Raw genomic sequence first — 23,872 nt, 5'->3', positions numbered from 1 at the left:
CTAGCCGAAGTTCTCCACCGTGGCGTAGCCCTTGCCGTTGTACTTCTGCACGAGCACCGACGATACGGCCGGCTGGCCGTCAACCGTCGTGTCCACCGACGTGCCGGAGAGCATCAGCGGCGCCTGCAGTCCTTTGATATTGCGCAGGGACGTCATGAAGCTGTCCCTCGTCGGGGCGTTCATGTTCTTGAACGCCTGCTCCAGCGTGGCACCCACCATGTAGCTCCACATGCAGTGCGGAAAGGCCGGCATGTCCGGGTATTTGCCGTACTGCTTGAGGTCCGCGAGGAACTTGACTACGTCCGGATCCTTGGCGAACGTCGGGCTCTGCGGGGCCTTTGCGAAGGACACGGAGTAGATGCCCGGATAGGCGGTGGCCCGCCCCGGCTCAAGGATCGCGGTGGGGCTGGAGGTGTTTGACGGCAGGAACCAGCTGGGCTTCCAGCCGATCTGCTGCGCCTTCTGCAGCGACGCGATCGCCAGCGGCGTGATCGACATGGCGTTGAAGACGACGTCGGCTCCCGACGACGCCAACTGGGTCAGCTGCGCATCCACGGACGTATCCGTGGCCTCGTAGGTCTGTTCCCCGACCACCGAGATGTTCGACGCTCCCTTGATGGCATCCTTGAAACCCTGCACGTAACCCTTGCCGTAGTCATCGTTCTGCGACAGGATGGCCACCTTGTGCTGGTCCTTGGATGCGGCCAGCAGCTTGCCGAAGGCGGCACCCTCGTTCTGGTAGATCGGCACGAACCCGAGCTGCCAGGCGCTTTGCTTGCGGTCGCTGAAGAGCGGATCACCGGTCATCACCAGCACCTGCGGGACCTTCTGGCTGATGGCGGCCTCCCGGAAGGCCCGGTTCGTGGGCGTCCCCAGGCCGGCCGTGGCCGCGAAGACATTGTCGGACACCATCTGCTGGAAGTTCGCCAGCGATTTTTGCGGGTCGTACCCGTCGTCGTAGGTCTTGATGTTCACGGTCCGGGTTTTTCCGTCACCGAATTTCACCCCGCCCGCCGCGTTCAGCGCACCGAAGTAGGCGGTTACGCCGGCAACCGTGCAGGTTCCGGGACCGGCAGTCGCGCCACTGAGCGGGGTGGTGATGCCGAGCGTAATTGAGGAGTCGGTGATGCCCGGGGACGATCCCGACCCGCCGCCCTGGCCGCCGCTGTCCCGGGTACACCCCGAGAGGGAGAGTGCCACGATGGATGCCATCGCGACGACGCCGAGGACCCCGTCTGACTTTTTCCTGAGCTTCATGATCGATCGTGCCTCTCTGGTTGTTCGAGTCCCTCCGGCGCGTCTTCCGGAACCGGACGACGCGCGGGAGCGGGCTGCTGGGGATTCCCGGGTACAGGGCGTTTGGTGGGACCGCGGGTGAGCCGGCGGACCACCCGCGGAAGGCTCACCAACCCTTCAGGCAACAGGAACAGCACCAGCAGGAGGATCGCGCCCTGGCTGGCGGTGGTGAAGCTGGGGTCGATCGCGTTTGTGAGTAGCGGAACCAGAACGTAGTAGGCGCCGCCGATGAGCGACCCCGTAATGCTTCCGGCGCCGCCGATGACCATGGCTGCGAGCAGCGTGATGGAGTGGCCGAAGCTCAGGGTCTCCGGCGAGGTGTACTGCACGGCTGCCAGATACAGGAATCCGCTGGCTCCGCCGAAGATCGAGGCGAGCGTGAACGCGAGCACCTTAGTGCGGTAAGGCGACACACCCATCGACGCTGCCACGGCCTCGTTTTCCCGTACGACGCCGAATGCGCGGCCGTACTTGCCGCGCACCAGGTTGCGGCCGAGCAGGAACGCGGCCGCTGTCACCAGCAGGATGATGTAGAACTGCCACTGGTCGTTGTACAGGCCGGACCAGTCGGGCGCGTCGGTGAAACGGGCCGAGATGCCCTGGGAACCGCCGGTGAATTCGTCGAGCCGCTTGGCGAGCGGAACACCGACGATGGGCAGCGCGATGGTGACCATCGCGATGGCGAGTCCGCCCAGCCGGGCCGCCGCAAGTGCTACGAGCAGCCCGACGATGCCCGCGATGACGCACGCCAGCACGAAGACCAGGACGATGTTCCAGCCCTGTTTCACCCCGTACGCGGTGACATAGGCGCCGAGTCCAAGGAAGAAGATCTGCCCCAGGTTCACCTGCCCGGTGTAGCCCATGACGATGTTGAGCCCCAGCACCGCGACGGCGTAGACGCCGATCCGGATCAGGGTCTGGTTGGCGAACGCCGGCAGGACGAGGGGGGCGACCAGCAGCGCAAGCGCAACGACGACAACGAGGACGGTCCGCCCGGCCCTGTTTCGGGTGACCGGCTTTCGGGTGACCGGCAGTACGCTGCTCATCAGACCCTCACCACGACTTTTCGGCCGAACAGGCCCTGCGGACGGAGGATGAGGATGACAAAGATGAGGACAAACGGCACGGCGATTTTCAGGTCGTGGCCGATCAGTGGAATGTACACCGCCACGAGGTTCTCCAGGACGCCGATGGCCGAGGCGGCCACAACGCAGCCGAGCGGGCTGCTCAGGCCGCCGAGGATGACGGCTGCGAGCGCGTAGACCAGCGCGGTGTCCAGCATGCCCGGGGTCAGGGTCAGCTGCGGCGCGACCAGAACTCCGGCGATGGCGCCGAGGGTTGCGGCGAGACCCCAGCCAACCATCAGCAGCCGCCCCACCGGAAGCCCGGACAACGCCGCCGACGCCGGGCTGTCGGCCACTGCGCGGAGGGCGAGGCCGAGTTTGGTGCGGAGGAACAACAGCTGCAGCAGCACCATGATCACGAGGATGGTCACCGTGGTGGCCAGCGAGCGGACGCTCACCACAGCGCCGAGGATATCCACGCTGCTGAGCGGAAAGAGTGACGGGAACCCGAGGTTGTTGTAGCTCCAGATGATGGCGGTGATACCGGTGACCAGGGTCAGCAGGCCGATCGTGACCACGACGGCGGTGTCCGGGTCGCCGCGTTCGAACCGGCGGACCAGGAAACGCTCCACCAGTGCGCCGATAAAGAACGAGATCACCACTGCGAGGATGATGCCAGCGATCAACGGCAGTCCGAATTGCACGAAGGCGTAGGCGATGTAGGCCGACAGTACCGCCAGGCCGCCCTGCGCGAAATTGATCAGGCCCGTCGCCTGGTTCACCAGCACGATCGCCAGGGCCAGTGCCGCGTAGATGGACCCGGCTGAGAGGCCGTCCACTACGAGCTGGATAAAGGTTCCCATCTCCGGTCAGCCCCCCAGGTAGGCGCGGCGGATCTCGTCCATGCCCTTGAGTTCGGCGGAAGTCCCGGTCAACGCGTTGCGGCCCGTTTCCAGCACGGTTGCCGTGTCCACCAGGGAGAAAGCGAGGTTGGCGTTTTGTTCGACGACCACCATGGCAATCCCTGACTCCCGCCTGAGCCGGCGGATTGCGTCGTAGACAGTTTTGGCGGTGCTGGGCGCCAGCCCCAGCGACGCCTCGTCCAGCAGCAGCAGCCGGGGCTTCGCCATGAAAGCCCGGCCAACTGCGAGCATCTGCTGCTCACCGCCGGACAGCGCTGCCGCCCGGGCGCCGATCCGGTCCTTGAGCTGCGGAAACAGGTCCAGGCAGTAATCCAGGTCCGCGGAGATCGCCTTGCGGTCCTTGCGAAGATACGCCCCCACGAGCAGATTCTCCCGGACACTCAGCTGCCCGAGGGTTCCGCGGCCCTCCGGGACATGGGCGATGCCGAGGGCGGCGACCTGGTCGGGGCGGAGGCCCCGGATGTCGCGTCCGTCGAAGGTGATCCGTCCGCCGGTCCGCACGGTCCCGCTGATCGCCCGCAGTGTGGTGGTTTTCCCCGCGCCGTTGGCACCGAGGATGCCGACGGAGCCGCCCTCCGGCACGCTGAGCGAGACCCCGTCGATCACCTGGACCGGTCCATAGGAAGCGGTTACCTCGGAGAGCTCAAGCAGCGTCATCGGCGGCGTCCTTCCCGATGTAGGCCTCAATCACGCGCGGGTCGGATTGCGCCTCGGCCGCGGTGCCCGCCATGAGTTTGCGCCCGTGGTCGAGGACGACGACCTGATCGGTGAGGGCTGAGATGAGGCCCATGTGGTGCTCGACGACGACAATGGTGGTGTCCTGCTCGGCGCGGATCCGTTTCACCGTCGCGATGAGCTGTTCCACCTCCCCGTGCGACAGTCCCGCCGCAGGCTCATCGAGCAGCAGCAGGGCCGGCCTGGAGAGCATGGCCCGCCACAGTTCAACGCCTTTGTGCAGGCCGTGGGAAAGTTCGTTGGCCGGGACGTCTGCCGCCCAGCCAAGACCCGCCCGCTCGAGGAGTTCGAGGGCTTCGGTGCGGATGCCGCGCTCCGCCCGCACCGTGTTCGGCAGCCGCAGCGCCCAGGACACGGGGCCGCCGGGGAGCCGGGTGTGCCCGCCCAGCAACACATTTTCCAGGACCGTGGCATTCAGCCGCAGGGCCGGATGCTGGAAGGTTCGCGCCAGCCCGAGCCGGGCGAGCCGGGACGGGGCGCTGCCCAGCACCTCGGTGCCGTTGATCGTGATGGAACCTGAGCTCGGCTTGTAGTGGCCGCTAATGCAGTTGAAAAGTGACGTCTTGCCGGCGCCGTTGGGGCCCACCAAGCCGAGGATGACGCCGGGCTCGACGTCGAAGCTTACGTCCTGCAGCACCTTGACCCCGCCGAAGTGCAGGTTCACGTCTTTAAGGCTCAGCCCTGCCGCCACCGGCGTACCTCCCGTCGCACCATTGCAAGGAAATCGGCGCGGTCCTCGCTCCCGACCACTCGAGACCGACGGTACGGATCGCAGACGAAATTGTCAACGATTTGCGGTGGAGGCTAAAGGGCGGCCTGAGAAGGCGCGGCAGCCGCTAGCCGCCGGCGACGGATTGGATGATCAGGACCTCCTGGCCCGGCGCCACCTCGGTGCCGAGCCCCTGCAGCCTGCGGATCTCCGTGCCGGCCACGTAAACGTTCACGTACCGGCGGACAGCCCCGGTCTCGTCCCGCAGGCGCCGGGCCAGGGCCGGGAAGGCCCCGCCCACCGTGTCGAGCAGCCAGCCGACCGTCACCGGCCGGTCCGCGGACGCGGTCAGGACCGGCTGGCCGCCGGCCAGTGGCGCCAGGACACTGGGAAGCAGCACGCTGATCTCAGCCATCGGGGAACCTCACGCGGAAACCGCGGCCCCGGAGCGCTCTGCGGCAGGGACCGGCACCTGGGCAACCGCCGCCGCCCGAACGCACAGCACGTCCGGCAGGTGGGCGGCCACCTCCGTGAAGTGCTCCCCCTCGTCGGCACTGGCGTAGACGCTGCCGCCGCGGGTGCCGAAGTACACGCCGGCGGGTTCGGCCCCGTCCACGCAGGCGGCATCGCGCAGGACGGAGTTGAACTCCGCCTGCGGCAGCCCGGAATCCAGCCGCTTCCAACTGGCCCCGGCGTCGTCGGTACGGTGGACGGCGAGCTTTCCGTCCGGCGGGATCCGTTCGCCGTCGGCCTTCAGCGGGATGACCCAGGCCGTGCCCGCCCGGCGCGGATGCGTCAGCATGACAAAGCCGAAGTCGGCCGGCAGCCCTTCGGCAATTGACTGCCAGTTCTCGCCGCCATCGTCACTGCGGTAAACGCCGTGGTGGTTCTGCGCGTACAAGCGGCCGTCGACGGCGGCGTCCGCGGCGATCTTGTGGACGCACTGGCCGAACTCCGGGTTGGGATCGGGCATGAAGTAAGCCGAGATGCCCTTGTTCCGCGGCTCCCAGGAGGCGCCGCCGTCGATTGAACGGTAGACCCCGCCGGTGCTCATGGCCACGTGCACTTTGTCGCCGTCGGGGTTGACCACGATCGAGTGCGCCGCGGCGCCACCGTAACCGGCCCCCCACTCACCCCGGTGCGGGTGGTCCCACAAGCCGCGGTTCAACTCGAAATGCTCACCGCCGTCGGTGGATTTCCAGACCGATATCGGCTCGCAGCCGGCCCACACCACACCGGGGCGTGAATCCGCGTCAGGATGGATCTGCCAGACCCGCTCCAGTGCGGCATCCGTGTCCTCGGGAAAACGGATGGCTCCGTTTTCGGGCTCGCTCCAGGTCGCTCCGAGGTCGTCGGAGTGAAAGACGGTGGGCCCCCAGTGCTCCGAGCGGACGCCCACCAGGATCCGGGTCCGGCCATCGCGCGTGTCGATGCCGACACTGGGGATCTCGCTCATCAGGAAGTGGGGGCCAGTCAAGGACCAATTTTGGCGGTCCGGACTGGTAGCCAGCCAGAGGCCCTTTTTGGTACCGATCGCGAGGAGGAAACTCTCAGAGGTTGCCATGCCCTACATCGAACCACCGCGGGCCTGCGCCTGCAATGGTTTCCGCCGGTCAATCGACGAATCCCGGCGGCTTCGAAACCCGCACGTGCGGCACGCCAGGGCACAGGATGGCCGAAACCTGCGGGTAATTTTGGCCCGGGAAAATGGCCCGGGTAAATAAAGCGAAAGAAATTATTCGAGGTGCTGGCGCCTGGTCCGGACCGCAACGTAGGGTTGCTGTTGTAGGCGAAAGAGCCCCTACCCCATAGCCGCTCCGGAGTGCGTATCCCCCAATAACGCACTCCGGAGCTCTTTAATGTCCGCCCGGCCCAGATCGCATCCTCGATACCCCCGAGGGGTACTTGCGCTATACCCCCGCCGGGTATATGTTATAGCCATGACTGAGCCAGAAGCTTCCATGTCGGCAGTCGCTGCTGAGGCCCCGCCCCAGCAGCACGGCTACTCGAACAACAAGGATGCGTACCTTAAGCGGCTAAGACGGATCGAGGGACAGGTCCGCGGCATTGCGCGGATGGTCGATGATGACAAGTACTGCATCGACATCCTGACCCAGGTCGCCGCGGTCACTAAGGCTCTGCACGCTGTCAGCCTCGGGCTGGTGGAAGAGCATATCGGCCACTGCGTCGTCGGCGCGGCGGCAGAACCGGACCCGGAGCTCCGGGCCGAAGCCATCGACTTCAAAGTCAAGGAGGCCACCGATGCCATCGGGCGCCTGCTGCGGTAGCGGCAACACCACTCACCACACGATCGGACTGCTCAACCATGACCAGTCCCCCACCAAGGAGCACGCCATGAGCACCGTATCCACCACCATTGAAGTTTCCGGCATGACCTGCGGCCACTGCGTATCTTCCGTGTCCGAAGAACTCGAATCGCTTGCCGGCGTCGAAAACGTCGACGTGGACCTCAACGCCGGGGGGATTTCCACCGTGACGATCACCTCGGCCACGGCGCTCTCCCCGTCCGAAATCGGAGAAGCAGTCGCCGAAGCCGGATACCTGGTCGTCGCGAACGAGGCCTGAGCCCGATGGCGGACAGCTCCGCCGGGCATTGACGCAGACACAAGCGTCACCGAGCACCACCGCGCAGGACCGAGGGGAACAGACAGTGAGCAACCAGCAGCTTCTAGAACAGCCCGGACGCCGGGTCATCGAACTCGATATTGAAGGGATGACCTGCTCGTCCTGCGTCGGCCGGGTTGAGCGCAAGCTGGTAAAGATCGACGGCGTGGAAGCCCTCGTCAACCTGCCGCTGGAATCGGCGCAGGTAACCGTGCCGGCCAACGTCACCGACGAGCAGATCACCGCCACGGTGGCGGCCGCCGGTTACAAAGCCACCGTCCGGCCGGCGGCCTACCCGGCTCCCAGGACCGAGGCAACGCCGGAAGCGGATGCCAGCGGAACCGACCGCGAAAACCCCGTCCCGGTCCAGGGTCCGCCGTCGCACCCCTCCGGCAAGCTGCTACCCAGGCTGATCGTCGCGGCCGTCCTCACCGTCCCGGTCTTCCTGATTTCCATGTTCCCGGCATTGCAGTTCCCCAACTGGGGCTGGGTTGCGGGTGCGCTGGCCCTGCCGGTGGTGACCTGGGCCGCCTGGCCGTTCCACCGAGCCGCTGCCGTGAACGCCCGGCACCTCGGCTCCACCATGGATACCCTGGTATCTATCGGGGTGACCGCCGCCTACCTTTTCTCCGCCTGGCAGCTCCTGGCCGACCCCCGGATGACTGAGCATCCGGGCATGGAGGAGATGGGAACGGGAGGCCTGTACTTCGAGGTAGCCTCCGTCGTCACCACTTTCCTGCTGCTGGGCCGCTACCTCGAGGCCAACGCCAAGCGGAAAGCCGGGGACGCGCTTAAGGCCCTGCTGAACCTGGGCGCCAAGGATGCAGCCGTCCTGCGCAACGGCACGGAGGTGATGGTACCGGCCGAGCAACTGCGGGTCGGCGACATCATCGTGGTGCGGCCCGGTGAGAAGATCGCGACCGATGGCGTGGTCCTTGAGGGGACGTCCGCCGTGGACGCCTCGCTGGTGACCGGCGAATCGGTCCCGGTCGAGGTCGGCCCGGACAGCCCGGTCACGGGCGCCACCATCAACACCTCGGGGCGGCTCCTCGTTCGGGCCACCAGGGTCGGAAGCGAGACGACCCTGGCCCAGATGGGGCGCCTGGTGTCCCAGGCACAAACCGCAAAGGCCCCCATCGCGCGCCTCGCGGACCGCATCAGCGCGGTCTTCGTCCCGGTGGTCCTCATCCTTGCCGCCGTCACCTTCGCCGGCTGGCTGCTGGCGGCCGGCCCGGACATCAGCAACGCCGAACTGCGCGCCGCCTTCACCGCGGCCGTCGCGGTGCTGGTCATCGCCTGCCCGTGCGCACTGGGCCTGGCCACCCCGGTGGGGCTGCTGACCGGCACCGGCCGCGGCGCCCAGCTCGGCATCCTGATCAAGGGTCCGCAGGTCCTGGAAGACACCCGCACGGTGGACACCATCCTGCTCGACAAAACCGGCACGGTAACTACCGGCCACCTGGCCGTAGAGGGAACTCAGGCGTTTGGCCCGTTCACCGGCGCGGAGGTGCTCCGCCTCGCGGGGGCAGTGGAGGCCGCCTCCGAGCACCCGGTCGCCCGGGCGATTGCCGCCGCTGCGCTCACCGCCGAACGGCAGCCCGGCGACGAAGCCCGGCTGCCCGGCGTCGTCGACTTTCACTCGGCCCCCGGCGGCGGGGTCCGCGGGACGGTCAACGGACGTCTGGTCACCGTGGGCCGTTCCGGCTGGCTGCAGGAAAACAACGTTCCTGCCTCCGGTGGGCAGCAGGCCGCCCTGGCCGCCGCCGAGGACGCCGGCGCCACCGCCATCTGGGTGGCCGTAAACGGTGAACCTGCAGGCATCATCAGCCTGCGCGATACGCTCAAGCCTGGTTCCGCCGCAGCCATCGCCCGGCTCCGGGAACTGGGGCTGCGGCCCATCCTGCTGACCGGTGACAACGCCGCAGTGGCCGGCCAGGTCGCAGCCGCCGTTGGAATCCCTGCCGAAGACGTCTTCGCCGGCGTGCTGCCCGAGGGCAAGGTCGAGGCCGTCCGGGCGCTGCAGTCCCGCGGTGCCACGGTGGCGATGGCTGGTGACGGAGTGAACGACGCGGCCGCCCTGGCCCAGGCCGACCTTGGCATCGCCATGGGCTCGGGCACCGATGTGGCCATTGAGGCCGCGGACCTGACCGTGATGGGCAACGACCTGGGCCAGGTCGGCCAGGCGATCGAGTTGTCCCGCCGGACCCTGGCCACCATCAAAACGAACCTCTTCTGGGCCTTCTTCTACAACGCCGTCGGTATCCCGGTGGCCGCACTGGGCCTGCTCAACCCGATGATTGCCGGCGCGGCGATGGCGGCCAGCTCCGTCCTGGTGGTGGCGAACTCGCTGCGGCTGCGGCGCTTCGGCAAGTAGGCCCCGACGGCGGCTCCCGACGGCGGCTCCTAGGACATGCGGCGCCGTCCGTACGCCGTCAGGGGACGGGTTCGATGTCGTTCGCATGGTCGAGTTCGACCGACGGCTCTGGTGCACGGCGCAGCTCGTCCAGGCGGACGAGCACCACACCGCCGACGATCAGGATGCCGCCCAGCAGCTGGACCGGCCCGGGAAGTTCACCGAGGAGCAGCCAGGCCCAGAGGACGGCAAAGAGCACCTCGGTCAGCGAGACAAACGATGCCACCTTCGAGCCGAGGGCGCGGGCGGCCACGATGCCGGAAACGTAGGCGAGCACGGTGGCAAGGAGGACCAGACCGCCCAGCGCGACCCACCACGGCGTCACCCAGGGACCCAGCCGGGTGTCGGCTGTGCTGGTGGCCATCGGCAGCAGCCCGGTCGCGGCCGTGAGCCACATGACCAGCGCGCCCACCATCAGCCCGCCGGAGGCCAGCACGATCGGCGGCAGCGTGTCGTTCTCCTTGGCGGTTATGAAGAAGTAGATAGCCAGGCAGACGGCGGCCGCGATCCCCCACAGCACACCGATGAAATCGATCTTCACCGCCCCGGTAAGGTCCAGTACCAGGACCAGGCCCGCGAGTGAAAGCAGGGTGCCGGCGATGGTCAGCGGCCGCGGCCGCTTCCGGCTCGCCAGCCAGAGCCAGAGCACGATCATCACCGGAGCCAGGTATTCCAGCAGGAGCGCCACTCCGACGGAGAGCCGGGCGACAGCGTTGAAATAGAAGAGTTGGCATGCCGCGACGCCGATGAGGCCGAACAGCAGGACGGTGAGCCAGTTGTCGCGGAGCTGGTGCCAGCGGCCTCGCAGCGCCAGGGCAGCGGGAACGGCGAGGATCAGCGCGGCTCCGGTGAGGCGGGCGGTGACAGCAGCACCTGGCGTCCAGCCGGTCTCCAGCAGCGCCTTGGCGAACGACCCGGAGAGGCCGAACACCGCCGAGGAAAACAAGGCGACTCCCAGCCCGGAGGCCAGGAAACCTGCCACGCCAGTGGCCGCGGCAGTGGCGCCGGCAGATTGCAGGTTCTGGGCCGGGGCCCCGGCGCGGCGTGCGGCAGACATGGACTGCTCCTGTCAGGAGTAAAGTGGGGTTATGGTCATGACAGTACGCCCGGGGAACGTAAGGAGTCAAGATGGTCTTTGCGCCTGACACTGAAGTCGCGCTGCGCTCCGTGGTCGCTCTGATCAACACAGCCGCGAACAGCGAGGAGCACTTGTCCGGACTCGCGGAGCTGGACCGCTTCCTCGCCGCCGAGGGGTTCAGCGGCTCACGAAGCCACGAGGCCGCCGAGCTGGCCAGCGTGCACCGGCTGCGCACCGAGCTCGCCGCGCTGTGGCTGGCCGACGAGGACTCGGCAGTGGTCATCGTCAACCGACTGCTGCGCGAGGCCCGCGCCCTTCCCCAGCTGATGAAACACGACGGCTGGGACTGGCACCTGCACGCCACCACGCCCGAGGCGCCGCTGGCCGACCGGATGAGCACCGAGGCGGCGATGGCACTGGCGGATGTCATTCGGAGCAAGGAAATGCACCGGATGCTGGTTTGCGCCGCGGACGACTGCGACGCCGTGGTGCTGGACCTCAGCCGGAACCGTTCCAAGCGCTACTGCGACACGGGGAACTGCGCCAACCGCGCACACGTCGCGGCCTACCGGGCCAGGAAGGCCGTCTCCTAACAGAAGCTGGGCAGAAAGTGGACTTAGTGGGCGCTACTGTCGGGACCGGCGTCGGGTCCCGGCTGCGGGCGGTCGCCGCCGCGGGCGGAGGCGGGCCGCTTCGAGCTGAGGTTGACGCCGGAGCCCTTGCCCAGGTGCTCCGCGTTGTCCTTGTAGCTCATCGAAAGCATGGCTGCCATCACCAGGGTGACGATGAAGGCGATCCCCGCGCCGGTAAAGGCCAAGTCGAAACGCGGAACTTTGGCGCTGCCGCCGGAAGCAAAGATGAGGACGGCGACGAAGGCAAGCACTGCCCAGAACGCGGAAAACATGAGCGGCCCCTTGACCGAGGTCCGCAGATTGCGGCGTTCTCCTGATTTCGGCTCTGCCAAGATGCTTTCCTCCTGCCGCCAGCGCCGGGCAGGCGTGGCAGTCTGATACCGCGGTTGTTCTACGCAGGGTAGAACCTGTCCTTACTAGTTTACGGCCTTGTAGAAAGGCCGCGCGCATCGTGCCGCAGCGTCAGGCCGGCCAGGATCCACAGCATACCGCCGAGGATCGCGCCGCCGCCGGCAACGCCAAGCAAGGCGTGCGGACCGAGGTCAATAAAGAACGGCAGCGCCGCCGCGGTGCCCAGGCCGATCACGCCGGAGGCGGTCCAGTCCCGGGCCAGCACCGAGCGGCGGCGGGAGGTGAGCCCCAGGTAGAGCTCGGCCGCGCCGGCCAGCGCCAGGCCGAGCGCGCCGATGGTACCGAACACCAGGTTCCCCGGAATCAGCGCCACCGCCGCCCCCGTGCCGATCAGCACCGCCCCGGCGGCGGCCAGGGCCTTGGCCCCGCCCTCCCCGGCCGGCAGGCCGGTCTTTTTGACGCCCCAGATCACCACCAGACCCGTGGCCAGTAGATAAACTCCGCCGGTCCAGGCCATCGCCTCGACCGGGGGCGCTGCCCAGAAGACGGTCACCGCGCCGAACGCCAGCGCGAGGGCAGCGCGGACCAGGACCGGCTTCCACAGGTCCGGGGCGGCAGGCAGGGCAGTCGAGGCGGAGGGGGCTTCGGGGAGAGTCACCCGTCCAGTTTAGTGCGTGCCGGCGCCGGACCGGGCGCGGGCTGCGCCCGCCGGGACGCCCGGGTGTCACCGTGCGCCGAGCACCATCCACCGGTCATTGCGTGCCCGCCAGCCAAGGGTGACCGCGCGGGCCAGCATGTAGCCGAAGGAGAAAGCGACCCAGAGCCAAAGCAGCGCCGTTTCCCCCGCGGCGCCGGAGAGCCGGACCATGAGCAACAGCGGCAGGTAGACAGCAAGATTCACAACGCCGGCGATCGCCAGGTACCGGGCGTCGCCGGCACCGATCAGAACGCCGTCCAGGACGAAGACGTAGCCGGCAATCGGCTGACCTGCTGCCAGCACCAAGAGAGCAAGGGTGAGGGCTGACCGGACGCCGGCGTCCGGGGTGAAAAGCAGTCCTGCCCACGGAGCGGCGGCCGCCAGCAGGATCCCCGCCAGCGCGCCGAACCCCAGTCCCCAGCGGACCATCGTCCGGGTGAGCTCACGCGCCGCTATCGGTCGGGACGCGCCCAGTTCCTTGCCGATCAGCGCCTGGGCGGCAATGGCGAGGGCGTCGAGTGCGAAGGCCAGGAACGTGAAGAGACTCATGGCGAGCTGGTGGGCCGCAAGATTCACCGGGCCCTGCGCTGTCGCCACCACGACGGTGGCAAGGATCGCGATCCGCAGACTGAGGGTCCGCAGCATCAGCCAGGAACCGACTCTTGCCAAGGCGCGGATGCCTTGCCAGTGCGGGAGCAGGGACACACCGTGGCTGCGGGCGTTCCGCTGCACCATAACGATGTAGACGAGCGCCATCGCCCACTGGGCGATGCTGGTACCGAGAGCGGACCCGGTGACGGAGAGTTCCAGCCCGTAGACCAGGAAGAAGTTCAGCGCGATGTTGAGGGTGAACCCCGCGGTGGCCACAGCCAGCGGGGTCCGCGTATCCTGCAGACCGCGGAGCACGCCGGTGCCGGCGAAGATCAGCAGCATGGCGACGAGTCCCGGCATGGACCAGCGCAGGTAGTCCCCGGCAAAGACCCGTACGTCGCCGCTCGCGCCCATCAGATCCACCAGCGGTTCCGCGGCCAGGGATCCGGCCGCCGCCAGGACCGCACCCAGCAGCAAAGCGAGCCAAATCCCGTCCCGCCCGGCCGCCAGCGCCTTCGGCAGTTGGCCGTTGCCAAGAGCGCGCGCCACGGCGGGAGTCGTGGAATAGGCCAGGAACACCATGAGTCCGACGGCGGTCTGCAGTACAGCCGACGCCAGCCCGACGCCGGCGAGCTGGGCCACACCCAGAGGCCCCACGATTGCCGAATCCGCTAGCAGAAACAGCGGCTCGGCGATTAGCGCCCCGAAGGCGGGAACGGCGAGGCGGAGAATTTCGCGTCGCCCAACCGCCGCGGATGGCCGGGTCGCGGGGGAGGGGGCTGAGGCGGGCACGGAACCACCCTAGTGCCGCGCCCAGCATTCCCCCATCCGTCTGTGGCGGCCCCAGCGCAATTGTGTCAGCCCGCCGCTGCCCGGTGGCGTTCCGTCAGTACACTCGCTTGCATGAGTGAGACTTCCGCCAATGCCGTCACCCTGCGCTTTCTGGCCGCCCCCACCGATGTCGGCCACAGTGGTTCGGTGGATGCGGGGACGGTGCTGGAGTGGGTGGACAAGGCAGCCTACGCCGCAGCCGTCGGGTGGGCGAAGTCCTACTGCGTCACCGCTTATGTAGGCAACATCCACTTCGCCGATCCGGTCAACAGCGGCGACATGGTGGAGGTCACCGCGACCATCGTCTATACCGGGCGGTCCTCCATGCATATCCGCACCGTCGTCTCGTCCGGGGACCCCAGGGGCGGCCCGGCCACGATGCGGAGCCAGTGCCTGGTGATCTTCGTAGCTGTCGGGGCGGACGGCAAGCCCATCCCGGTGCCCCAGTTCGAGCCGGCGACGCCGGCCCGGATTGAGGAACGCGATCACGCGCTGGCGCGGATCAAGGTCCGCGAGGACATCGTGCAAGCCATGAACGCGCAGGAATACACTGATGCCGGCACCGCCGAGCGCGTGACACTGCGGTTCATGGCCGCGCCGACAGATGTCAACTGGGGCGGAAAGGTCCACGGCGGAATTGTCATGAAGTGGATCGACGAAGCCGCCTACGTCTGCGCCTCCCGCTACTGCGGTAAAGACACCGTGGCGGTCTTCTCCGGCGGCGTCCGGTTCTACCGGCCGTTACTGATCGGGCACCTGGTGGAGGTCGAAGCCCGGCTGGTCTACACCGGAACGAAGGGGATGCACATTGCCGTCCATGTCCGTTCCGGCGATCCCAAGGGCCACGAACTGAGTCTGACCACGTACTGCCTGACTGTCATGGTGGCCCGCGACGAGACCGGCACTTCGGTGCCGATTCCCCGCTGGGTGCCGGTTTCGGATGAGGACAAGCGCCTGCACGCCCATGCCCGTGAGCTGCTGGAGATCCGCGGCCGGGCGCCCGGAAACCGGCTGCCGAACCACTTGCTCTAGAAGCCTCCGCCTCCGGCGTCGCCTGCCATGTTGGCGAAGCGGGAATAGTGGCCCTGGAAGGCCACCACGATGTCCTTGGTGGGGCCGTTGCGGTGCTTGGCGATCAGGATGTCCGCTTCGCCGGCGCGCGGAGACTCCTTGTCGTAAACGTCTTCGCGGTGCAACAGGATGACCATGTCCGCATCCTGCTCGATCGAGCCTGACTCTCGAAGGTCGGAAACCATGGGCCGCTTGTCCTGGCGCTGTTCGGAGCCACGGTTCAGCTGCGACAGAGCGATAACGGGAACCTGCAGTTCCTTGGCGAGCAGCTTCAGCGCACGGGAAAACTCGGAAACTTCCTGCTGGCGTGATTCCACCTTCTTGCCCGAACTCATCAGCTGCAGATAGTCAAGGATCACAAGCTTGAGGTCATGCTGCTGCTTGAGGCGGCGGCATTTGGCACGGATTTCCATCAGCGACATGTTGGGGCTGTCGTCGATGAAGAGCGGGGCATCGTTCATCCGGCCCATGGTGGTGGCGATCTTGGACCACTGTTCGTCTTTGATGGTGCCCTTGCGCAGGTCCTGCAGGCCAATCGTCGCCTCCGCCGACAGCAGGCGCATTGCGATTTCGTTGCGGCCCATTTCGAGCGAAAACATGACGGTAGCGAGATTGTTTTTGATGGCTGCGGAGCGGGCGAAGTCGAGCGCGAAGGTGGACTTGCCCACGGCGGGCCGGGCGGCGATTACGATCATCTGCCCCGGGTGCAGGCCGTGGGTCAGTTCGTCGAGTTCATAGAACCCGGTCGGCACACCCACCATGCCTTCGCCCCGGTGTCCCGAGGCTTCAATCTCATCCACCGTGGATTCCATGACGTCCTTGAGCACGACATAGTCCTCGGCGGTGCGCCGTTCTGCCACGGCGTAGACCTCAGCTTGCGCCTGGTTAACCAGGTCCTCCACCTCGCCGTCCTGGCCGTAGCCAAGCTGGACGATTTTCGTGCCGGCGTTGACCAGTCGGCGGAGGACAGCACGTTCGCCGACAATCTCGGCGTAGTAACCGGCGTTGGCGGCGGTGGGAACCGTCTGGATCAGTTCGTGCAGGTAGGCGGGGCCGCCGATCCGGTTGATCTCACCGCGCTTGGTCAGTTCGTCCGAGACGGTCACGGCATCGGCCGGTTCACCCCGGCCGTAAAGATCGATGATGGCTTCGTAGATGGTCTCGTGCGCGGGCCGGTAAAAGTCCTGTCCGCGCAGAATTTCCACGACGTCGGCAATGGCATCCTTGGACAGCATCATGCCGCCCAGCACAGACTGCTCCGCGGGAATGTCCTGCGGCGGTTTGCGGCTACCCTCGGAGCCCCGAGTGCCCTCGATCGAGTCCAGATGCGTTACTGACAAAACTGCCGTCCTTCACTGTGTGCCGCAGGACTGACGTCCGGCGGCATCGAATCCATGCGTCGTGCGCCTGCCCGATAAGACGGCAGGTCTCCGCTGGATACTTCCTATCAGCCGGGTCCGACAAGCTGTCTTCGCCTCAGGCAGCGGTGCCGCTACCTGAGCGCTACTCCGGGTACCGCCGGGCCGATCCCCCGCAACGTTATCCTCCGATCCGGCCGGGACCAACACCGCCGTGGGCGGTGCCTGTGGATAAGGTGTGGACTACCGCGCCCTGCTTGTGCACAGCCTGTGGGGACAGTTGTGGATAGCGGAATTCTTTGAGTACCAAACATGCCGTGACCTGCGGAAACGTCGCTGGCGCCCTGTGGAGACAAAGAAATTTCCGGCAATTTTCATCCACAGCTTGCAGCTGGGAGTTGGGGATAGCCTCCGGCGGCTGAGGGCACAGATCGGCCGAAATATGCGAATTTCGTGATGCGCGCCACGAAAACGGCTCCTGCTTCTCTGCCGCGCATCGTGCACGTATCCCGAAGCGGGAATATACGGTTCGCGGCTCGGATTAGGCATAAGCTTTGGCCATGGGAGACGTTCTGGTTGCGGTGTTGCCCGCTGTCGTTCTCGCGGGAGTCCTATGGGCTGTGGCCACAGCGCTTCGGCCGCGCCATTTCGGCGTCTCCGAGGCCGAGCGCTACCAGTCGGAGCTGGCCGCCCGCTCCCGCGCGCATTACGAGACGCAGGTCAGGGACGCCCTCGCCGCCCGCTCCCGGATAGACGCTGCGACCCGCCCCAGCCAGAACGAACAACAGCACTCGCAGCAGGCCGAGCATGCCCGCGCCGCGCGGGGCATCCCGGCAAGCTTCGCCGGGGACTTCGGGCGTCCGGACCGCCACGGCCGCGTGCTGCCCGGAGGCCAGCTGAGTCCGGAGTTCGCATTGCAGCTCAGGGCCCTGGCAACCTCCGGCCATAAAGTACAGGCCGTCAGGCTGCTGCGCCAGGCCACCCACACAGATCTCTTGACCGCCAAGCAATTCGTAGATCGGCTGTAGTCCATGGAAGCCCTGCTAGTACCCGCCCTGATCCTTGTGCTCGTCGGCGTCTGTGTCGCGCTTGCCGCCCGTGCCATAGGCCGGCGTCGGCAGCCCAGGCAAGAGGAGGCGCCGCAACCCGGCCGCAACTCGGCGGAGCTGGCCCGCGCCGCCGCCGCACGGCTGGACCAGGAGCAGCACCGCCGCCTGTACGCGCTGATCGCCCAGGGCCAGGCCATGGCTGCCATCAAGCTCTATCTGGAAGTGACAGGGGAAGGCCTGCGAGCCTCGCGGGACGCGGTCGGGGCCCTGGCTGCCCACCCCCAGCCGTTCAGGCCCCCGGAAGCTCCTGGACAGCCCGTCGATGACGAGGACGACGACGCCCCCCAGCGCTTCCCGTACCGCTACCGGGCGATAGCGAGCAGGGGCGACGTCACCCGGGAAGTGAGCAGCAACATGCTCAATGACGAAATTTATGGGCGCATCCGCACCCTGGCAAGGAACGGCGACTCGGAAGCCGCCGCGACCGCGCTGACCCGGCACTCCGACATCTCACTCAAACAAGCCCGCGAGTTCATCGCCCTGCTCGAGGACTGACCGGCAGCGGCCGCTAGTTGCGCCCGGTTATCCCGGCGAGCAGCTCTTCAAACGGCAGCGACTCCAGCGGGGCAGGCTGCTGCCGCGGCTGGGAGCCCTTGAGCAGGCTGCTGAACTCCCCCGCCGCCCGCTCGATCCGCGCCGACAGGGCCGCGCCACCTGCGCCGGCGGTTCCCCAGTCCTGCGGGCCGGCAAACACTCCCGTGGCGGCGTTCCGGGTGCGCAGGTAGTTGAAGAGCGGCCGCATCGCATAGTCGAGCACCATCTGATGCCGGTCGGTACCACCGGTGGCACCCAGCAGAACGGCTTTGCCGTCCAGTGACTTTGGATCGAGCACGTCGATGAAGGACTTAAACAGCCCGCTGTATGAGGCGCTGAAGACCGGGCTGACCGCGATGATGCCATCCGAGGCTTCCACCGCAGCGATCACCTCTGCCAGCCGCGGGGGTGCATAGCCGGTCACGAAGTTGTTGGCGATCTCCACTGCGATGTCACGCAGCTCAACCGTCTCGACACTCACGGCGTAGCCGGCAGCGGCAAGCTGCTGCTCGGCCGAGGCCGCCAACTGGTCCGCAAGCAGGCGGCTCGACGACGGGACGCCGAGCCCGGCGGAAAGAACGGTGATGCGGCGGGATTCCACGGTGCAGCTCCTCAGGTTGTTCAACTGATGCAGACCCCAGTACATGCATATGCATCTATATACAGAAGGCGGCTGCCGGGAGCTTTATTCCCGCCCGGGTTCAGAGCATCACAAACCCCTCGATGCAGCTCACCGAGCTTCCCCCGATCCAGATGTCGTCCCCGGCAGCATCAACATGGACCCGGCCGGCCCTCCCCAGCACCGTTCCTTGCGCCGCCAGGTAGGACGTGGGCGCCCGCCCGCTCCCGATGAGCCACTGGGCCGCACCGGCGTTGAAACTGCCCGTGACGGGGTCCTCCGCGGCAGCGTCGCCGGGGATGAACGTCCGCACTTCAAAATCCGCCGCGGCACCGGCCGGATGGCGCCCAATGACACCGATCTTCAAACCCGCCATGGCCGCGTAGTCCGGCCGGACGGCCAGGACCTGCTCCGCCGACTCGAGCAATACACCGATCCATTCAGGTCCGTTGACCAGCCAGGCGGCGTCCAGCAACGACTCCCGCGGCAGCCGCAGACCCGCAGCGATGCGGGCCAGATCCTGCTCTGTTACCGGACCCGAACGGGTCAGCGGGGGAGCCGCGAAAGCCAACCGGCCGCCGTCGCGCTTCACCCGGACCAGCCCGGCGGCGCACTCCTGCACTATCGTGCCGTCCTGCAGCGGCATACCGCCGGCCTCAAGCCAGGCATGTGCCGAGCCGAGCGTGGGGTGCCCGGCAAAGGGAAATTCCTCGCTGGCCGTGAAGATCCGGACCCGGTAGTCGGCGCGGGGGTCGGTGGGCGGCAGCAGGAACGTCGTCTCCGAGAGGTTCGTCCAGTTGGCGAACCGCTGCATCTCTGCCGTGGAGAGGCCCGCCGCGTCGACGACGACGGCCAGCGGGTTGCCGCGGTACTGCACGTCCGTGAAGACGTCCACCTGGGCGAAGGGACGGAGGCGGGGCGAAGCGGAAGCATCAGGGGTCACTGCGGCAGGCTATCACCGGCACCGGTCCCGGCGGGGTGTGGGCGGGAACAACTGCGGGCCTGAAGGGGATGCGGTATAGCAAGAGACCCCCGCTTCCGGACCCTATGGGAATCCGGCGGCGGGGGCCTCTTACGCAGTCCAGTCAGCCGGGAAGGCTACTTGCCTGCAACTACGTCGAGTTCGATCACAGCGGAAACGTCGTCGTGCAGACGGACGTTGGCCTGGTAGGAACCGGTCGACTTGATGTGAGCCGGCAGTTCAACCTTGCGCTTGTCGATGCGGCCGAGGCCGGCAGCCTCAACAGCGTCCGCCACGTCGCCCTGCTTGACGGTACCGAACAGGCGTCCGGTCTCGCCAGCCTTGACAACGAGCTTGACCGGCTTGGCCTGCAGTGCAGCGGCCTGCTTCTGAGCGTCTTCCAGGGAAGCGTGCTCGCGGGCGGCGCGGGCAGTCTTGATCGACTCAACCTGCTTCTCGCCACCCTTGGACCAGGTCAGGGCGAAGTTGCGGGGCAGCAGGAAGTTACGTGCGTAACCGTCCTTGACCTCGACAACGTCGCCAGCAGCACCGAGACCGGTTACTTCGTGGGTCAGAATGAGCTTTGCCATGTTAGTTAATCCCTTCCTTAGCCGCGGCCAGCGCCGGAGTAAGGCAGCAGAGCAACTTCGCGGGCGTTCTTGATTGCCTGTGCGATTTTGCGCTGTTCCTGGACCGTGACGCCGGTGACGCGACGGGCGCGGATCTTTCCGCGGTCGGAGATGAACTTGCGCAGCAATGCTACGTCCTTGTAGTCGATGACAGTGATGTCAGCGGCCTTCAAGGGGTTGGACTTTGGTTTGGGCTTACGGAGTTCAGCCTTAGCCATCGTGGAGCTCCTCTTCGATGGAGCCCGTGGATATTGATCCACGGGATGGTGGTGATCCGCACCGGTCGACGCGCAGCTGCCGTGCAGCCCCGCGGATCCCGATGTCGGACCTTAGATGTTGTTTAGAAGGGAGGTTCGGAATCCGGACCGTTGCCCCAGCCGCCTGCATTGCTGACCCCGGGCGTGGCCCAGGGATCGTCCTGCTGTGCGGGCTGGTTGCCGCCGCCCCAGTTTCCACCGGAGTTGCCGCCCTGGTTTCCGCCAGAGTTGCCACCGAAACCGCCGCTGTTGCCGCCGCCGAAGCCGCCCTGGCCGCCGTTTCCGGCTCCCCCACCGCCGGAGCGCTGGGTGCGGTTGACCTTGGCGTTGGCGTAGCGCAGGCTCGGGCCGATCTCGTCGACCTCGAGCTCGATGACGGTGCGCTTCTCGCCTTCCTTCGTTTCGTAGGAACGGCTCTTCAGGCGGCCGGAAACGATCACGCGCATGCCCTTGGTGAGGGACTCGGCGACGTTCTCGGCTGCTTCGCGCCATACCGATGCGCGGAGGAACAGGGTTTCCCCGTCCTTCCATTCATTGGACTGGCGGTCGAAGGTGCGGGGCGTAGAAGCGATGGTGAAGTTCGCTACTGCCGAACCTGACGGCGTGAACCTCAGTTCGGGGTCATTGGTGAGATTACCGATGACCGTAATAGTGGTTTCGCCTGCCATCTACTGCCTCCTTGTGCGTTCCTGCGGGGTTAAAGATTGAGGGGTGGAGCTGATTACTCAGCAACAACCTTCTGCTCTTCGGGGCGGGTGATCTTGGTGCGCATGATGGTCTCGTTGAGACTCAGCTGGCGGTCAAGTTCCTTGGCGGTAGCCGGCGCGGCGGTGAAGTTCACCACGGCGTAGATACCTTCGGACTTCTTCTGGATTTCGTAAGCCAGTCGACGACGGCCCCAGATGTCAACCTTCTCGATGGTTCCACCATCGTTGGTGATGACGTTCAGGAACTTCTGAAGCGACGGCTCAACGGTACGCTCTTCGACCTCGGGGTCGATGATTACCATCAATTCGTAAGGACGCATATGTGAACCCACCTCCTTTGGGCTAAGCGGTTACGGCATTTCCGTAACAGGAGGTTCATTTGCGGTGCTCGTGCCGCGCATCGCCGCCGGAACGGAGGCAGAGCGCAGCACAGACTTCAACAGCTTAGTGCATCCGGGCCTGTTTCGGCTATTTCTTCTTCTAACCCTAGGCGGCTGGCGCCGGCGACTGAAGGGCCCGGGCAGCGATGTGGATAACCTTCCGGGCGCCTGTGCCATGATCGGGGCATGAGCACCGGATCTTCCTCCCCGTCCGTCGCTGCCCCGGTCCGCCGGAGCCGGCTCCGCTTCGCGGTGATGCTGCTGGCGGGACTGCTCGCCGCCGCCGCGTCCGGGTCGGGCGGGCGCTGGGTGGAGGCCCCTGCGGTCGGCTGGAGCACCGCCGCCCTGACGTATGTGCTGTGGGTCTGGATCAGGATTGGACGGCTCGACGCCCGCGGAACCCGCGCGCATGCCACCTCCGAAGACCCGTCCCACGGCGTCACGGACCTGATGATCCTGGCCGCCAACATGGCCAGCCTGGCCGCCGTCGCCGCTGTCGTGCTCGACTCACACAACAGCGACGCCGGCTTCCGGCTGGCCGGCGGCCTGCTGGCACTGGCCTCCGTTGCGCTGTCCTGGATGCTGGTGCAGACGCTCTTTACAGTGCGCTACGCAGGGCTCTACTACAGCACCGCGCCGAGGGCTGGATCGGCAGAGGGCGGCATCGACTTCAACCAGGACGAACCGCCGCAGTACACCGATTTCGCCTACCTTGCCACCAGCCTGGGCATGACCTACCAGGTGTCCGACACGGCGCTGAAGAACCATGCCATCCGTGCGGAGGCCCTGAAACACAGCCTGCTGTCCTACCTCTTCGGCACCGTCATCCTGGCCACGACCATCAACCTCGTGGTCGGTCTCGCCGATTCCTAGGAAGCAGGCTGCCGGAACACCGGCGCTAGAAAGCCGGGGGAGCCTGGCAGGCGGTGCGGAAAAACAGTTCCGTGACCGTTGCAAGCCGGTGCGGGTCCTCGACGCCGCACAGCTCGCGGGCCGAGTGCATCGACAACAGCGGCACCCCGACGTCGACCGTCCGGATTCCCAGCCGGGTGGCGGTCAGCGGGCCGATGGTGGATCCGCACGGCATCACGTTGTTCGACACGAACTCCTGGTAGGGGATCCCGGCGTCCGTGCAGAGCCGGGACCACAGCGCTGCGCCCGTGGCGTCGGTGGCGTAGCGCTGGTTGGCGTTGATCTTCAACAGCGGCCCGCCGTTGAGGACCGGGCGGTTGGCCGGGTCGTGGCGTTCAGGATAGTTCGGGTGGACGGCGTGCCCGGCGTCGGCGGAAACGCAGAACGACGCCGCAAACGCCTGCCGGCGCTGGCCCGCCGTGGCGCCGAGGCCTTCGGAGATGCGCACCAGGACGTCTTCGAGAACCGGACCGCAAGCCCCGGAGCGCGAGGCGGAGCCGATTTCCTCGTGGTCGAAGGCCGCCAGGAGCGCGATCGGTCCGTTCTCCGGCACGGCCCCGGAAGCGTGGGCGATGAGGGCGGCCAGCCCGGCGTGGGTGGCGGAAAGGTTGTCGAGCCGGCCCGAGGCGAAGAATTCGCCCTTCGCGCCGAAGACAGCCGGGGCCTGCGTGTCCGCAATCACGACGTCGTAGCCGCCGATCTGTGCCGCGTCGACGGTGGCACCGTCCACCCGCTCCGCGAGCAGGCCCAGGAGGTCCGAGTCCGCGGGGTCGCCAAGGCCGAACACCGGGTTCATGTGCTGCTGCTTGTCCAGGACCAGGCCGTCGTTGACCGCCCGGTCCAGGTGGATGGCCAGCTGCGGGAAGCGCAGCAGCGGACCGGTGGCTGTCAGATGCTCGGTGCCGTCGAGCATGACCAGCCGTCCGGCGAGCTGCAGCTCGCGGTCCAGCCACGAGTTCAGCAGCGGCCCGCCGTAAACTTCCACGCCCGCCTGCAGCCAGCCGAACTTGCCGGTGGTGGGCTTGGGCTTCAACTTGAAGGAAGGCGAGTCCGTGTGCGCGCCAAGGATGTTGAAGCCGGTAGTGGGCCCGGCGCCCGCCGGCGTCACCCAGGCGATCAAGGCTCCGTCGCGGATGAGGTAGAACTTACCCGCCGCGTCCTGGACTGCCTCAGCGTTCCAGGGCTCCAGTTCCTCGAGCCGGGTAAAGCCGGCTGCGTCCAGCCGGCGGCCGGCTTCGTGGACGGCGTGGAAGCTCGACGGCGAGGCGCTGACGTACGCGCCGAGGTCCTGAATGTGGTCTGCGGCAGTGGCGGAGGAAGGCATGGCTCCGAGTCTAGCGCCGACACCATGCTCCACCTCTGCACCTCCCGCACCTCCCGCGAGGGGCGG

The 23,872-nt window shown here is 66.9% G+C and carries 27 protein-coding genes; 8 read left to right on the top strand and 19 right to left on the bottom strand.

What is annotated here, in order from left to right:
• The 7 genes from QFZ61_RS03900 to QFZ61_RS03870 all read right to left on the bottom strand — a co-directional run bounded on the left by QFZ61_RS03900 (position 1) and on the right by QFZ61_RS03870 (position 6,291).
• Positions 1–1,257: an ABC transporter substrate-binding protein gene (locus QFZ61_RS03900; RefSeq protein ID WP_307033490.1), complete on the bottom strand. Its 1,257-nt coding sequence runs from the start codon at positions 1,255–1,257 to the stop codon at positions 1–3.
• Complete coding sequence (locus tag QFZ61_RS03895; protein ID WP_307033488.1) at positions 1,254–2,342, bottom strand: branched-chain amino acid ABC transporter permease; 1,089 nt, start codon at positions 2,340–2,342, stop codon at positions 1,254–1,256. Before QFZ61_RS03895 ends, QFZ61_RS03900 begins: the two co-directional genes overlap by 4 nt.
• Positions 2,342–3,223 carry a branched-chain amino acid ABC transporter permease gene (locus QFZ61_RS03890; protein WP_307033486.1) on the bottom strand — a complete coding sequence of 294 codons (882 nt, stop codon included), beginning with the start codon at positions 3,221–3,223 and terminating at the stop codon, positions 2,342–2,344. The genes QFZ61_RS03895 and QFZ61_RS03890 overlap by 1 nt, the downstream gene beginning before the upstream one ends.
• A gap of 6 nt (positions 3,224–3,229) precedes the next feature.
• Positions 3,230–3,940: an ABC transporter ATP-binding protein gene (locus tag QFZ61_RS03885; protein ID WP_307033484.1), complete on the bottom strand. Its 711-nt coding sequence runs from the start codon at positions 3,938–3,940 to the stop codon at positions 3,230–3,232.
• Positions 3,927–4,682: an ABC transporter ATP-binding protein gene (locus QFZ61_RS03880; RefSeq protein WP_307033482.1), complete on the bottom strand. Its 756-nt coding sequence runs from the start codon at positions 4,680–4,682 to the stop codon at positions 3,927–3,929. Before QFZ61_RS03880 ends, QFZ61_RS03885 begins: the two co-directional genes overlap by 14 nt.
• 172 nt (positions 4,683–4,854) lie before the next feature.
• Positions 4,855–5,142, bottom strand: a complete 288-nt coding sequence (locus QFZ61_RS03875) for a MoaD/ThiS family protein (protein ID WP_307033481.1) — start codon at positions 5,140–5,142, stop codon at positions 4,855–4,857.
• 9 nt (positions 5,143–5,151) lie between these two features.
• Positions 5,152–6,291, bottom strand: a complete 1,140-nt coding sequence (locus QFZ61_RS03870) for an exo-alpha-sialidase (RefSeq protein WP_307033479.1) — start codon at positions 6,289–6,291, stop codon at positions 5,152–5,154.
• A 376-nt stretch (positions 6,292–6,667) separates the two neighbouring features.
• Here QFZ61_RS03870 and QFZ61_RS03865 point away from each other — a divergent pair, with 376 nt between their 5' ends.
• The 3 genes from QFZ61_RS03865 (at position 6,668) to QFZ61_RS03855 (ending at position 9,726) form a co-directional block, all read left to right on the top strand.
• Entirely contained in the window at positions 6,668–7,015 is a 348-nt protein-coding gene (locus QFZ61_RS03865) for a metal-sensitive transcriptional regulator (RefSeq protein WP_307033477.1), read from the top strand.
• A 67-nt stretch (positions 7,016–7,082) separates the two neighbouring features.
• Complete coding sequence (locus QFZ61_RS03860; protein ID WP_307033475.1) at positions 7,083–7,313, top strand: heavy-metal-associated domain-containing protein; 231 nt, start codon at positions 7,083–7,085, stop codon at positions 7,311–7,313.
• Positions 7,314–7,398: 85 nt separating this feature from the next.
• Positions 7,399–9,726 carry a cation-translocating P-type ATPase gene (locus tag QFZ61_RS03855; protein ID WP_307033473.1) on the top strand — a complete coding sequence of 776 codons (2,328 nt, stop codon included), beginning with the start codon at positions 7,399–7,401 and terminating at the stop codon, positions 9,724–9,726.
• Positions 9,727–9,784: 58 nt separating this feature from the next.
• On the opposite strand, the gene QFZ61_RS03850 is transcribed toward QFZ61_RS03855, so the two are convergent.
• Positions 9,785–10,822, bottom strand: coding sequence for a DMT family transporter (locus QFZ61_RS03850; RefSeq protein ID WP_307033471.1), 1,038 nt, complete (start codon positions 10,820–10,822; stop codon positions 9,785–9,787).
• A 71-nt stretch (positions 10,823–10,893) separates the two neighbouring features.
• On the opposite strand from QFZ61_RS03850, the gene QFZ61_RS03845 reads away from it, so the two are divergent.
• On the top strand, positions 10,894–11,436 hold the full coding sequence (locus QFZ61_RS03845; protein ID WP_307033469.1) for a CGNR zinc finger domain-containing protein: 543 nt from the start codon (positions 10,894–10,896) through the stop codon (positions 11,434–11,436).
• A gap of 23 nt (positions 11,437–11,459) precedes the next feature.
• Here QFZ61_RS03845 and QFZ61_RS03840 read toward each other — a convergent pair whose 3' ends face one another.
• From QFZ61_RS03840 to QFZ61_RS03830, 3 genes are all read right to left on the bottom strand, one after another.
• The gene (locus QFZ61_RS03840; protein ID WP_307033468.1) at positions 11,460–11,807 is read right to left on the bottom strand and encodes a hypothetical protein; all 348 of its coding nucleotides are present in this window, start codon (positions 11,805–11,807) and stop codon (positions 11,460–11,462) included.
• 89 nt (positions 11,808–11,896) lie between these two features.
• Positions 11,897–12,484 (bottom strand): hypothetical protein, encoded by a 588-nt coding sequence (locus QFZ61_RS03835; RefSeq protein WP_307033466.1) that lies wholly within the window; start codon positions 12,482–12,484, stop codon positions 11,897–11,899.
• A 66-nt stretch (positions 12,485–12,550) separates the two neighbouring features.
• Positions 12,551–13,906 (bottom strand): MATE family efflux transporter, encoded by a 1,356-nt coding sequence (locus QFZ61_RS03830; protein WP_307033464.1) that lies wholly within the window; start codon positions 13,904–13,906, stop codon positions 12,551–12,553.
• 111 nt (positions 13,907–14,017) lie between these two features.
• Between QFZ61_RS03830 and QFZ61_RS03825 the strand changes: the two genes are divergently transcribed.
• Positions 14,018–14,977 (top strand): acyl-CoA thioesterase, encoded by a 960-nt coding sequence (locus QFZ61_RS03825; RefSeq protein WP_307033462.1) that lies wholly within the window; start codon positions 14,018–14,020, stop codon positions 14,975–14,977.
• Here QFZ61_RS03825 and dnaB read toward each other — a convergent pair.
• Complete coding sequence (dnaB, locus tag QFZ61_RS03820) at positions 14,974–16,356, bottom strand: replicative DNA helicase (protein ID WP_307033460.1); 1,383 nt, start codon at positions 16,354–16,356, stop codon at positions 14,974–14,976. The two genes, QFZ61_RS03825 and dnaB, sit on opposite strands and share 4 nt — an antisense overlap.
• A gap of 578 nt (positions 16,357–16,934) precedes the next feature.
• Here dnaB and QFZ61_RS03815 point away from each other — a divergent pair.
• A complete protein-coding gene (locus QFZ61_RS03815) occupies positions 16,935–17,402 on the top strand; it encodes a hypothetical protein (RefSeq protein WP_307033458.1) in 468 nt (155 codons plus the stop codon).
• 3 nt (positions 17,403–17,405) lie between these two features.
• Complete coding sequence (locus QFZ61_RS03810; protein WP_307033456.1) at positions 17,406–17,978, top strand: hypothetical protein; 573 nt, start codon at positions 17,406–17,408, stop codon at positions 17,976–17,978.
• 13 nt (positions 17,979–17,991) lie between these two features.
• On the opposite strand, the gene QFZ61_RS03805 is transcribed toward QFZ61_RS03810, so the two are convergent.
• The 6 genes from QFZ61_RS03805 to rpsF form a co-directional block, all read right to left on the bottom strand.
• Complete coding sequence (locus QFZ61_RS03805; RefSeq protein WP_307033454.1) at positions 17,992–18,618, bottom strand: FMN reductase; 627 nt, start codon at positions 18,616–18,618, stop codon at positions 17,992–17,994.
• Positions 18,619–18,718: 100 nt separating this feature from the next.
• Positions 18,719–19,579 (bottom strand): PhzF family phenazine biosynthesis protein, encoded by an 861-nt coding sequence (locus QFZ61_RS03800; protein WP_307033452.1) that lies wholly within the window; start codon positions 19,577–19,579, stop codon positions 18,719–18,721.
• A 155-nt stretch (positions 19,580–19,734) separates the two neighbouring features.
• Positions 19,735–20,187, bottom strand: coding sequence for a 50S ribosomal protein L9 (rplI, locus tag QFZ61_RS03795; RefSeq protein ID WP_307033451.1), 453 nt, complete (start codon positions 20,185–20,187; stop codon positions 19,735–19,737).
• A 17-nt stretch (positions 20,188–20,204) separates the two neighbouring features.
• Positions 20,205–20,444 carry a 30S ribosomal protein S18 gene (gene rpsR, locus QFZ61_RS03790; protein ID WP_003800144.1) on the bottom strand — a complete coding sequence of 80 codons (240 nt, stop codon included), beginning with the start codon at positions 20,442–20,444 and terminating at the stop codon, positions 20,205–20,207.
• A 122-nt stretch (positions 20,445–20,566) separates the two neighbouring features.
• Positions 20,567–21,151, bottom strand: a complete 585-nt coding sequence (locus tag QFZ61_RS03785) for a single-stranded DNA-binding protein (protein WP_307033449.1) — start codon at positions 21,149–21,151, stop codon at positions 20,567–20,569.
• Positions 21,152–21,204: 53 nt separating this feature from the next.
• Complete coding sequence (rpsF, locus tag QFZ61_RS03780) at positions 21,205–21,510, bottom strand: 30S ribosomal protein S6 (RefSeq protein WP_307033447.1); 306 nt, start codon at positions 21,508–21,510, stop codon at positions 21,205–21,207.
• A gap of 246 nt (positions 21,511–21,756) precedes the next feature.
• Between rpsF and QFZ61_RS03775 the strand changes: the two genes are divergently transcribed.
• The gene (locus tag QFZ61_RS03775) at positions 21,757–22,443 is read left to right on the top strand and encodes a DUF1345 domain-containing protein (RefSeq protein WP_307033445.1); all 687 of its coding nucleotides are present in this window, start codon (positions 21,757–21,759) and stop codon (positions 22,441–22,443) included.
• 25 nt (positions 22,444–22,468) lie between these two features.
• Here the strand turns inward: QFZ61_RS03775 and QFZ61_RS03770 are convergent, their stop codons facing one another.
• Positions 22,469–23,806, bottom strand: a complete 1,338-nt coding sequence (locus QFZ61_RS03770) for a M18 family aminopeptidase (protein WP_307033442.1) — start codon at positions 23,804–23,806, stop codon at positions 22,469–22,471.
• Positions 23,807–23,872: the final 66 nt, after the last annotated feature.

This window comes from Arthrobacter sp. B3I4 (assembly GCF_030816855.1).
GTDB lineage: Bacteria > Actinomycetota > Actinomycetes > Actinomycetales > Micrococcaceae > Arthrobacter.
The sequence above is the reverse complement of the archived record's forward strand: the minus strand, read 5'-3'. Positions and strand labels throughout refer to the sequence as shown.